Origin of the sequence: Algoriphagus halophilus (genome assembly GCF_900129785.1) — a bacterium.
Taxonomy (GTDB): Bacteria; Bacteroidota; Bacteroidia; order Cytophagales; family Cyclobacteriaceae; genus Algoriphagus; species Algoriphagus halophilus.
In genome coordinates, this window is sequence record NZ_FSRC01000001.1 from 2,069,660 (window position 1) to 2,080,908 (window position 11,249).

Sequence of the window (11,249 nt, forward strand, 5' to 3'; positions counted from 1 at the left end):
AATATATAGGCTTTACATCCGAATTATAAGAATATAGGCTTGGGGCTTAATGTATGAGTCGGGTTCATGAAAAATTGAAATGATCTATGTGAAGCGTGACGAACCACACGGTTTTGGCTAAAGAAAGGGCAAAAATTAGAGTCCAGGTTTTTTCGGCCAACCGAGAATTGGTATAAGAAAGGAAGTTAAAAAATTACCGAGATCAGTCGCCTGTTTTTTGTGCCGGTGTTAGCCATAGTTGATCAAGTTCAATCATGTTCCTCCTACTTTTTTATGATCAAATGCTTTAATGCTGGATTTTTCAACAATCTCTCCATTTCAGCATGCATGATATCCTGAACTTCCTCTTTGATCTGAATGTAATTTTTCTGAACCACCGCTGCATCAATCTTACGGATTTGGGGAATAGGCCTAAACTTTTCTTCCTCTTTTTTGATTCTCTCATGATCGTTGATGATTTGGGCATGAAAGGCTTTTAAATCCATTTTACAATCCGGATCATCCGCCACTGTCCCTACAAAATCTCCGGAAGAAAGGGAAGAAATCGTGGAGGGAGGTACTGCAAAATCCAACTGTTTGGATTTACTGACCGAGGTATCCGAGCTATTGATGGACAGACTCTTTCGGTCCTGTAGAATCTTACCAATGCGTTCTGATAATTGTTTGGCGGAATCGCTGGTCACCTGACCTGCCACCACATTTCCCACAATCCCCATAATTACCTCTGCCATTTCCCTTCCGTATTCCTTTCTCAATTGACTCAAGTCCTGAACCCCCAGCGTGGTGGCGACCTGATTGCTTCTTGCAGTTGCGATCAAATTATCAATGCCATGGAGATAAATGGTAGGAAACTCATCGAAAATCAGACTGGTTTTGAGCTTCCCTTTCTGGTTGACCAGTTTCACCAAGCGATTCACATATAGAGATAGTACCGCTCCATAAATCTGGATCTTTTGGGGATTGTTGCCCATGCAAACCAGTTTAGGAGCATCCGGGTTATTGATATCGAGCGTAAAGTCATTCCCGGAAAGCACATAATACAGCTGGGCGGAAGATAGTTTTGCCATGGAAATTTTTGCCGAGGCAATTTGACCTTCCAGCTGTTCCATGACATCATTCAAATAGGCATTTACAAAAGGGTTGATCAGCACCTCTATATCTTTTTCTGTTCGCAAAACAGAAAACAACCGGTCGTAATCCAGCTGCATCAATTCAATCACATGGGGCAAGGTACAATAAGCTCCGTCCTTGTATTTTCTCAAATACCAAATGATGGCGGTCAAAAAATTGATCGGGGACTCCACAAAAAAGTCCCCTTGGCGTTTGATCCATTCCCGGTTCAATCCCATCAGGATAGTTCGGGCAGATTCGGCGGCATCGGTGATATCCAGCATGGTTTCCGGTGCCAGAGGATTGCATCGATGGGTCCGGTGAAGATCATCAAAATTGATTACATAAAAGGAAGGTTGAACCTTATAACGTTCTTTGTTCCTTAACCAGGTATTATAGACAATCGTAGATAAATCATCGAACTTGAAGTCATAGACGAACATGGAAAAACCCTTATTGATATGTTGGGTGATCACATGTCTGATCACGAAATAACTTTTCCCTGAACCGGGTATCCCCAACACCAAAAGACCTCGAAAGGGATTCACGATATTAATCCAAGCAGATCGTATCTTCCCTTTCAGTTGATAAATAGTGGGAAGATTGACTGAAAACTCATTTTCGAGGCATCGTTCTTCTTGGGGGAAAGTCTCATTTTCCCTGTTAAAAACATCCGAACTCAGCTTTTCCAGGATTATTTTGGAGAGTTGGGTGCCTCCTGACAAAATCGTAAAAAAACCCAGGGAGGTAAGGATTAGGTATACAATACAAATCCATTGCTGGGCTACTTGAAAATAGATTAAATAATAACTCCCAAAATAAATTACAGCTCCAATCCCTATCAAGGTCCAAGCAGTTTTCAAGGTTGATTTCTCGCTTTTTTTCCCTTTGATACCCAGTAGGGATATGGCCAAAAATGCCAAAGCAAGGAACTTTGAAAAATGAAAGTTCTGGTAGAGCCCCGTCTTCCACACCATGAATAGGATCCGATCGGTTATCAAGGATTCCAACCCCCATTCCTGAAAAGTCGCATAAAAAAAATAGTACCAGTGCAGACCCAATAATCCAATCCCCATCATTCTGGTCATGTCCAGGATTTTACGTAGGCCCTGGTCATTCTCCCCGGTTCGCATCGCCATCCCTTTTAAGTTTAGTGACTGGAGAGTTTCTTTTTCTTCTTCCTTATTCTACGATTCCATTCTCTGGGAACACTGGAAAAGTCCTCCTGTGGTTCGGCAACTTCCCTGAGGAGGTTCTTTCTGGAAAAATCACTCAGATCATAACACTTCAATGGTTGTTGACCTTTGTCCACCCTTGGATTGAAGGCGATCTCCTCTTTAAATGTCAGGAAATTATCCTCTACCGCATTGGATGCGTTTTGTTGATTTCCAAGTCGCTTCAAGATTCCTTGGACACTGTAAGGCATTCCCAAATCCAATCCGCGAAAGACCGTCTGATTTCGATGGTCGACATAGGTCAAATCCACCTTCTGCCCTTGGAGACTTCCGCTTTTCAGAAGGACGATCCCTTGCTTTTCCAGCTGATTGGACAACTGTTCCATGGTTTTCGGAGCATACCTAAATACCGTCAGATCTATCACAGCACGAACTGCCCCCTCATACTTTTTACGGAGGATTCTATTTTCGGCAAATCTCGCTTCAACCGCATTCAAAGTAGCCTTACAATCAAATGCGCTGGACTTGATGGGGACTCCTATCTTTTTTCCCTTCTCATCCAACACCCGATAGAGCAGCCCTCGAGCTCGATAAGTTGGAGAATTCCTACTTCCCCTATCTGCCAAAATATTGTAGCTTTTCAAGACTGCATTCAATTCTACAAGTGAGGTAAACCTGTAATTATTCAGTACATAATGAAGCACTGTTCCAATGGCACGTTTGGTCTCAGATTTGCCATACTCCACTCTAAAAACCCGGTCTTGATCCACTGCATGGATGGAGTTTTCCCGCATTCCCGCGGGCACCAATCCAAATTGTTTTTCAATGGCCCTACACGTAGCAAAGGATTTAAATACTCCTATTTTAAGACTGAACAACCGTTTGCCATCCAATCGGATGTTGGTGGTTACCAAATGGATATGAGGGTGACCCGCGTCGGTGTGTCGATAGATCAGGTAGGGTTGATTTTCCAACCCTATCCCTTTCATATACTCCGAAGACAACCGGACCAACTGTTCTTTGTTAAGCTGATCCTCCTGGCTGAAATTCAGGGAAATATGAACCGAATTACGTTTTGCCTTAGTATTTAACCGGGTAAGTTTCTGGAGGTACTTGATTCGAATCTCTGGGGATATCTCTCCTAGGCCTTTTGGATAATTGCAGGCAGCCAGCAACTGGGCATTTTCCTTCTTGATTTTTTCTTCATTGTATAGGAAAATCTTTCTTACCGAAGAGCCCATTTTTATGATTGCAACCATTTCGTTACCGTTTGATCCAGTACCCGATTGAGTCTTGTCAGAGAATCCTCAACTTGATGTACAAGCTGTTGATGTTGGGTAGTATCGAAATCCAACTTGTTTACCCCAGAAACCTCCGTAGTGCTGCTTTGCTGTCTGTAAGCGCTCAAATATTCGAGAAGTTCTTCTTTCAATGGAACCAATTCCTTCAAAAGATCTTCCATTCCCGTATCCCGGACTCCTGCAAATACGGGTTTTTTGAATAACCTATACCTGACAAATTCACTGAAATTAGAATGGATGGATTGATGAAACTTCTCCTTAATCTGGTTCATTTCCCGATCATTCATTCGGAATTCACACCGATTGTTCCGAAAGTCTTTTTTATGTTTTGCCATATATTCCCTGCATTAATTTGATTCCCCTTTACTATCCCTATCTCCTCAGTGTGGCTAGCAAAATCTCCCTTCCCTCTATCTTTTCACTTAATTATCTCCCTGCCCCCTTAAGACTGCCTTGTACTGTGGGGTAAAACCATTAAAATGACCTTCCATCGGGAGCGCCGGGACGAATGCCATTTTTACAATACTAAAAAGTCTGATGCACAAACACCTATCCTAATCAACTATTACCTAGCATCAGGAATCTAAAGAAAAATGGGAATGGGGTCTATTTTGCCTTGGACAACGTTCGGGAAGCAGAAGCCACAGTTTGCCTGGTCAAACCGGTCAGGTCACCCAGGTCTTTTTGGGTCAACAGATTGAGTAGCAAAAAAGAATTGCCATAAAAATCCTGTACTTGCTGGTCCAAAAATGAACCCATGAACGAAACCTTTTCCGTGGCTTTTTCTTATGAAGTTTTTTAGCTTTTTCTCGGCACTGCACCATCGTATTACCAGGTAGGAGATAAACCACTTCGAAACTATGGGAGATTACAGAACCATTTTTTTAAAGAAATCACGGTGGTACATATGGAACATCCTTCTCCAGAATGTGGATTCTGGCATTTGAACCAATGCCATCGTCCTTTTCCAAGCTTTCCTTGGGATGATATTTTCCTCAGTCAATTACCAATAGCCAAAAAAACCAACACCACTATTCCCAGAATAATCTATGGAATACGAATCAGCATTAGTGTTTTTTTAAAAAATGAAACAACTACTGCCCTAAACTTGCCTGAAAAATGCTGGAATCCACCTGGACCACATCTGTAAAATATTTCTCGATCAACTCAGGTCCTAATTGAAAGTCAGCTACCATGAACCCTCCTCCAACCAACAGAAAAAGCACATAAAACAAATCCCCATAATCATTAGCGGCACACCCTAATACCCCAAATCCGTTTCATCCATCCGTTTCTCCAAGCTGTCTTTCAGACTGTCCAAAAATATGGTGCGGTTTTTCTTCCTGATGCGCATGCTCTGGAATGTCCTGTAGAAATTCCCAACTTCCACATTGAACAACGACTCCATGATTTTGATGATCAATTTCACATCGCTTTTCCCATGGTTTACAGCCCCCCTGGAGTGCAGTGCATAAGCCAATTCAATCAAAGCAGATTTGGAATCCGTCCAACGATGGCGGGATTTGGATTCTGGTGGATGTTCAAAGCCCATTTCCAATTGGGTAATGCGTTGGCGGATGTATTCAATCAACCGTTCATAGGCCATGATCTTGGCCAACTTACTGCTGTTGACTGTGGAAAAGATGGGATCAAAATCAAGGGAATAATCCGGAATCAGAGAAACTGGTTTTGAATTTCTTCTGAACAATAGCTCATCTTGATCGGTCCGATCCAGTTGATGGTAGATATACAGCTGGTGGTTTCTGGCAAAAAACTCCTGAATCTGATCGATCACCTGATGGTAATAGCTCTTGACTGTCTCAGTTTTTCCAATGGGCCTCTTGGATTCAATGTAGGTCAATTCAGAATAATAGATAAGCTCATGGAAGAGTTGAGGTTTGTATATTTTAAAAAACTGGATTTCCTCCTCCTCATTCAGAAATTCATAGCTCGCAATAAATTCTTTCAACCGGAGCAATACCTCGTTGATGGTTCTTCCACATCGCTCCGCTTTTTGAAGCTCATTGGAAGATTCGTTGGCAATGTCATTCAAAGATTGCTCCATCTCCTCAAGAAGCTTTTCAATATATGCTTTCATATCCTCCTTGGTTTAATTCTTGGCCCCATTTGCTCTCCAACAATTAGGGGCCTACCTTTTTATTATTTCATTCCTTTTCTTCATATCCGCTGATAAACGAATCCAGCCTGTCTTTACATTTATCCAGATACAGCGTTTTACTGCTTTTTCTAGACCTGATTTCTTCAAAAGTTTTATAGAAACCACGAAGTCTTTTTCCAAACACAGTTCCTAAAACCGATGCTAAATCAGAGACAGTGGCACTCCCATGATTGATGACCGAAGTGCACTTCAAGGCATAGATCAATTCCACCAATTCCACCTTTGATCCAGTCCAAAGAAGTCCAGAAGCCACATTCATTTCCTCCTTTTGTTTTCCAATTCCCTTTTCCACCTCCCCTACTTTACCCAACAAAAAATTCATTAATCTACCCATGGCTTTCAAGCGACCAAAATACAGGGTATATACCGTACAGAATTGGGAGTCCAAGGTATGTCGGACCAAATCTGGATAGATCAAAGGAGCTTCCGAAGCTCTCAAAAAGTACACCCGGTCTAAATAGGTTTTACCCAACACCAGGTAATTGTTCAAAGCAGCATATCGATGAAAGTACCGCCGGATTTCCTCTATTTTCTCTTGATAGAACAGGAAAATCTTCTCATTTTCCTCCAGTGGTTTACTTGATTCAATCAGGAACAACTCAGAAAAAAAATAGGATCGGGACAGCAATTCAGTCATGTATCGCTTAAAAAACCGGATTTCTTCCTGCTCTGATTGAAAACCCGAGCCTTTCACCCAGTCTTTGATTTCTTCCACTGTTTTGTCCACCACAAAAAAGGAAGACTCGATCATCAACAAGGGATTTTCTCCCAAGATGGAAAACTTGGACAGTTCTCTATCCAGTTTCTTCAGTCTGTTTTGAACATACTCAATGCTATCCATCTTACTGTTCTTTTTCCTTTAGCAATTCATGGTAACGAGTGGTATCAAACAAGGACCAAGTGACCGCTCCTGAAACCTTGTATTGGATTTGATGTAAAAGGGATCGCTCCAATTCATTTCCCTGCTCTTCAATTTGCTGGGCCTGATCTAAAAATTCCTGGAGAATCACCCTATGTTCCGCCACGATTTCCTCTCTGACCTTTTCGTAGGGTAATTTTTGATGATGCATCATTAACCTCAGTAGGTTATGAAAATCTCCTTGTGTTCTTTCTTTCTCATAGGATAACAGGTCATTGCTGAGGTAAATCAATTTCGCAGCCAACCTCCGTAATTTTTCAAACCTAACCAGCAGTGGATAACTCAAGCTGAATGCTTCGATCATCCCAAGTGGTGTTAAAGAGATCGCCAATTGCCCACCAGAAAAAAATGGACGTTGTTGGCGATAGGCTTCCAAAGTAGGCACAATTCCCTTATCCCTATTCTTAGCTTCCCAGGTATTCGATTCCAGGTACAACAAAAATTCTTCTTGGAGGAAAGAAAAAAAAGATTCCTGTTGTTGAATCAAAACCGGCAATTTTTGCCATAATTCATAGAAGGCATTTCGATAGGATAAAACACTTTTGGAAAAAAACATATGGGTATCTCCTTGCATGACCCCTTTGAAACTTAGGGCAATTTCCTCCCAAAGTTCCCCTTTCAACCCCTTGGGTAGTTGATCTGTAAAATCATCCATGGCAAACAGGAGCGCAAATAATCGGGCCAACCATGATAAATTTTCCCATCTGGCATCAGGGTAAAGCCGGGCAGAAAGCCATGTCAATTGTGATTTCTTATAAGAGTTTTCGTCTTTTGAGCCGGTGAAAAACCGATGGATCATACTCCCCCAAACCAAGGTTTGGTTATCCAATTCCTCCACAGAGGGATGAATTTTTGATTCAAAGGGATAGCTCAAGTGGGTTTTATAATACCTGATGATCCTGTTGAACTTAGCGGTTTGCATTTCCCTGCTGTTTTTACGGGAAATCGTTTTGGGTGACACTCCCAGTAGGCTGGCCAATTGTTTCTGGGAAAGACTGGATTCAAATCCTGGATATTTTCTATTCAACTCAATCCGAGCTCTTTCATAAGGACCTTGAACAATTAACTGCCATTCTTCCTCCTTATGCCTCGCTATTTTATATAACTCTTCAGATAATGCCTGAAATTTGGGGAATTGATCTAGAATCAAGTTTGCATTTTTGAAGGATAACCTAGTAAATCTGGCTTCTTTTAGAACTTTTAATTCAAATCGACTGGGTTGCTGATTGGAATAAGATTCCATTTCCACACAGACATCGCCTGGAAAGTACAGCCTCTTCAAAGCCCCCAAATAAAACTTGCCTACTATTCCTTCCAGAATAAAACGAGATTCAATTTCCACGGCACCTGACTTTAGGATCACCTCCCTATTCTTTCGATTCCCTATGTCAAAAAAAGGTTCTAACTGCTGGTATTCCTCAATGGGCATTTCTTTCAAATAATCCAATAGCGGTTTCATTTGAATGATCGACCAATCCAAATTCAATTTCATGTCCAATGTATTTAGATAAAAAAAATGGGGCGCTATCCTTGCAAATAGATCGCACATCCTACAGCTTACTAATTGATTCTAAAAATGGTAAGCTCAGGATGAATACCCTTTATTGAACTATAAGATAAGTTAATAAAACCTATAATTACTAGTGTAAACTAAATTATATCTAGTTATAACTATAAAATGAGGACATTGTCCCTTTTTTTTCTAATTCTTCACAGCTGTGATTCAATAGTTTGAATAAAAACAGAATTTGGAACACCGAAACAATTCGATGTTGCCCTATGAATAATTGGTCAAGATTTAGTTCATCCATCCTAGTCTTGGTTTGGACTTATACAGGATTTGATAAAATTCTTAATTGGGAAGCCAGTTGGAAGGCATTTCATAACCAGACATTTCCTTCAGAATTAGCGGGTATTCTTTCCTTTGCGGTTCCAGGCATAGAATTGCTCATGGCATTGCTCCTACTCTTTTCATGTACAAGATGGTGGGGATTTCTCTCCAGTATCCTCCTCCTTACTGTCTTTACTACTTATGTAGGATTGATTTGGGTGGGAGCATTTCCCAGGACTCCCTGCAATTGTGCAGGAATTATAGAGTCCATGGGTTGGTCAGCACATTTCTACTTGAACCTAGTCTTAATACTCTTTGGAATCGTTGGGCTGGTATTAACGAAAAAAAGGCAGGATACTCGCCTGCCTATCAAAGTAAAATTATAACAGGATGTTTATGCTAGGATGATTTAAACAACTTGTCCTTCCTTCAATTTAAACTAATTAAGTTGAAAACCAATGAATTAGTAAATAAGATAAAGATCCAATCATGAAATACTCAGCATTAAAAAAAGCGGGCAGGGGCATTGGACCATCCCCCACCCTAAAAAATATCTGAAATGATCTACCAGCTCATGGCTGAAGATTAGCAACAACCCCAAATAGTCAGGTTTAATCCACAAGGGGATGAAAACCAGTAGAGACAAAAATAAGGCTTCAAGGTCTTCCCGAGACAAACATTGACTCGCTGTTACCAACAAAAAGGCTACATGACTGACTGTTCAGGATCACTTTTAAAACAGGTTGAAGTACCGGAAACCGCTAATAATACAAACCAAGGATCAAGGACCTTCTATCTTTAATTAAACAAGATCGTCAACCTTGTTTACACACATCGAAAAGCTATTAGCTGTCCGTCGGTAATAGAAATAAAAAGGAGACTCATTTCTCTTGATGGCCTGGGGTAAGAGACAGACCAATACCCAATGAGCCTCCCCCAGGGAGATGCCGAAAACCCTCAACAGAGTAGGCATACAACCAAAACGGTTTGTCTCTTTTTGATGCGTTAAAAAAGGGTCCATAACGATGAATAAATTAATGAAATCCCTGCCTGCACTGGCTTTGGTGCTGGCAGCAACCTTTGCTTTTGCTTTCTCTCCTAAAGGAGAATCCCTCAGTCAGTTTGGTGAAGATTCTGGACAGTGGATCGATGTGACCGGAGTTACTCCCGGGCCGAGCACTTATACATGTGATGCTGCAGTAGATGCCCATTGCTTATATGATGCGCCAAATGGAAATCCATTGAGTCCTGATGAAGACAAAATGTTTGTCAATCGAGGTATTGCAGATCGAAAGTAAGAGCGCTTAGCTTTTAGGGTAAGCCCGGGTTCCAATCCCGGGCTTTTTTCATCGATTTTCCAACTCTACTTCAGAAGCAGGTAAAGCCAAGAACTGACTTTCCGGGGCTGGCAGGGAATATAACTCTCCTCTGATTTCGCGAACGGGAAATTCCATCACTTCTCCCATCGCAAACAGCCGTTTAATATCCATCCATCGGGTTCCACGGAAGACCTGCTCTTTTTGCCTTTCCTCCAATACCAAATCCAAGGGTTCTTTGGTTAATTGGACTTCCCAGTCCTCCCAACCCTGGTATCGTTTTTCAGCCAACATCCCCAATAAGGCCAGCCCTTCTTCTGTCCTCTCCAGACGGATCAAAGATTCCCCGGCAGTCAAATACATTTCAGGTAAGGCTATTCCTGTAAACAGGTTGTAATCTCCATTGTAGGAACCTTTGAATAGGCTTTCTCCAGTAGCTGCTGCACTGAAAAACAGACCGGCTCTTAAGTCACCTGCTCTATACTTCTCCCGCAAATCAGGATTGATAAAAGTGGCTGCACTGGCAGTGACCGAAAAGCTACTGGTAACTCCATAGTATAAGACTTCTGAATTAAAGAGGGTAAAAGGATATGCTGCTGTACTATCCAATTCATGGTAATCCATCAGGTTCCCTAGCTCCTGCTCCAACACCTCGGTTGCAGCATCCAAGGCTTCTTCCCATCTGCCTTCATATAAGTACAATCTGGCCAATACTGCCTTTGCGACCTTTTTGTTGGGACGGTTTTTAAATTGGGAACTTGATGCCATCAATTCGTATGCTCCCCATAAATCCTCCTCTACCTGATTCAACACTTCTGAAATTGACCACCATTCAGAAGCCTCGTTGATATTTGGGCTAAGCTTCACGGGCAATTTGATTTCCTCGCTTCCTATTCCAGGTGAAGGCAAAAACAAGGTGGCCAACTCAAAATAGGCCAAGGCCCTAATAAAAAGCGCCTCCCCTTTTAGTTGCTGTATTTCCGTTTCCAAGCCCAACTTTTCCAAAACATCCAATGAGACATTGGCAGTAAACACTTTCCTATAAAATTTGGAGTAATCCGTGGAGCGTTCGGTAGGTTCAAATACCTGGGTTTTCCACAGATAGGCATTCTGCTCCCAAGGTGCGAGCCGTTCCCAATTTGCATCCTCGGTTTGCCAATCATCCGAAAGGATAAAATTTACCAGGGTATTCTCGTTTAACTGGGTATAATAATCCAGCAAAGCCCGGACATCTTCTTTGGTATTGGGTACCAAAATGGACTTCTCTGGTTTTTCTTCCAAAAATCCCTCACAAGAGCTTAGGACCAGAATAACTACCAATGACAGGTATAGATACTTTATATTTTTCATGATATTATATTTGATATGAATAAAAAAGGGTGGCCAGCCAAGCCAGCCAGGAGGTATTTGGGTTTATA

10 protein-coding genes are annotated in these 11,249 nt (G+C 41.6%); 2 read left to right on the top strand and 8 right to left on the bottom strand.

The genetic code is table 11. The features are described from left to right. Positions 1-263: 263 nt before the first annotated feature. The 7 genes from mobC to BUR11_RS08820 all read right to left on the bottom strand — a co-directional run bounded on the left by mobC (position 264) and on the right by BUR11_RS08820 (position 8,176). Positions 264-2,249 carry a conjugal transfer protein MobC gene (mobC, locus tag BUR11_RS08795; RefSeq protein ID WP_234982127.1) on the bottom strand — a complete coding sequence of 662 codons (1,986 nt, stop codon included), beginning with the start codon at positions 2,247-2,249 and terminating at the stop codon, positions 264-266. Between the two features lie 11 nt (positions 2,250-2,260). Further along, a complete protein-coding gene (locus BUR11_RS08800; RefSeq protein ID WP_074224461.1) occupies positions 2,261-3,544 on the bottom strand; it encodes a relaxase/mobilization nuclease domain-containing protein in 1,284 nt (427 codons plus the stop codon). Continuing rightward, positions 3,529-3,921: a hypothetical protein gene (locus BUR11_RS08805; protein WP_143185886.1), complete on the bottom strand. Its 393-nt coding sequence runs from the start codon at positions 3,919-3,921 to the stop codon at positions 3,529-3,531. Before BUR11_RS08805 ends, BUR11_RS08800 begins: the two co-directional genes overlap by 16 nt. A gap of 271 nt (positions 3,922-4,192) precedes the next feature. After that, entirely contained in the window at positions 4,193-4,345 is a 153-nt protein-coding gene (locus BUR11_RS21165) for a helix-turn-helix domain-containing protein (protein WP_159439213.1), read from the bottom strand. 502 nt (positions 4,346-4,847) lie between these two features. Further along, positions 4,848-5,684, bottom strand: a complete 837-nt coding sequence (locus BUR11_RS08810; RefSeq protein ID WP_074224463.1) for an RteC domain-containing protein — start codon at positions 5,682-5,684, stop codon at positions 4,848-4,850. A gap of 67 nt (positions 5,685-5,751) precedes the next feature. Then, on the bottom strand, positions 5,752-6,606 hold the full coding sequence (locus BUR11_RS08815; RefSeq protein WP_074224464.1) for an RteC domain-containing protein: 855 nt from the start codon (positions 6,604-6,606) through the stop codon (positions 5,752-5,754). Position 6,607: 1 nt separating this feature from the next. Continuing rightward, complete coding sequence (locus BUR11_RS08820) at positions 6,608-8,176, bottom strand: terpene synthase family protein (protein ID WP_074224465.1); 1,569 nt, start codon at positions 8,174-8,176, stop codon at positions 6,608-6,610. A gap of 287 nt (positions 8,177-8,463) precedes the next feature. Here BUR11_RS08820 and BUR11_RS08825 point away from each other — a divergent pair, with 287 nt between their 5' ends. Beyond that, positions 8,464-8,901 (top strand): MauE/DoxX family redox-associated membrane protein, encoded by a 438-nt coding sequence (locus BUR11_RS08825; protein WP_074224466.1) that lies wholly within the window; start codon positions 8,464-8,466, stop codon positions 8,899-8,901. Positions 8,902-9,540: 639 nt separating this feature from the next. Further along, positions 9,541-9,813 (top strand): DUF6520 family protein, encoded by a 273-nt coding sequence (locus BUR11_RS08830; protein WP_074224467.1) that lies wholly within the window; start codon positions 9,541-9,543, stop codon positions 9,811-9,813. Positions 9,814-9,861: 48 nt separating this feature from the next. Here the strand turns inward: BUR11_RS08830 and BUR11_RS08835 are convergent, their stop codons facing one another. Then, positions 9,862-11,181: a RagB/SusD family nutrient uptake outer membrane protein gene (locus BUR11_RS08835; RefSeq protein WP_074224468.1), complete on the bottom strand. Its 1,320-nt coding sequence runs from the start codon at positions 11,179-11,181 to the stop codon at positions 9,862-9,864. Between the last annotated feature and the right edge of the window lie 68 nt (positions 11,182-11,249).

Coding starts and splice junctions, on each gene's coding strand:
- mobC (WP_234982127.1), bottom strand. CDS start 2,249: ATGGCGATGCGAACCGGGGAGAATGACCAGGGCCTACGTAAAATCCTG.
- BUR11_RS08815 (WP_074224464.1), bottom strand. CDS start 6,606: ATGGATAGCATTGAGTATGTTCAAAACAGACTGAAGAAACTGGATAGA.
- BUR11_RS08825 (WP_074224466.1), top strand. CDS start 8,464: ATGAATAATTGGTCAAGATTTAGTTCATCCATCCTAGTCTTGGTTTGG.
- BUR11_RS21165 (WP_159439213.1), bottom strand. CDS start 4,345: ATGGGTTCATTTTTGGACCAGCAAGTACAGGATTTTTATGGCAATTCT.
- BUR11_RS08805 (WP_143185886.1), bottom strand. CDS start 3,921: ATGGCAAAACATAAAAAAGACTTTCGGAACAATCGGTGTGAATTCCGA.
- BUR11_RS08800 (WP_074224461.1), bottom strand. CDS start 3,544: ATGGTTGCAATCATAAAAATGGGCTCTTCGGTAAGAAAGATTTTCCTA.
- BUR11_RS08830 (WP_074224467.1), top strand. CDS start 9,541: ATGAATAAATTAATGAAATCCCTGCCTGCACTGGCTTTGGTGCTGGCA.
- BUR11_RS08835 (WP_074224468.1), bottom strand. CDS start 11,181: ATGAAAAATATAAAGTATCTATACCTGTCATTGGTAGTTATTCTGGTC.
- BUR11_RS08810 (WP_074224463.1), bottom strand. CDS start 5,684: ATGAAAGCATATATTGAAAAGCTTCTTGAGGAGATGGAGCAATCTTTG.
- BUR11_RS08820 (WP_074224465.1), bottom strand. CDS start 8,176: ATGAAATTGAATTTGGATTGGTCGATCATTCAAATGAAACCGCTATTG.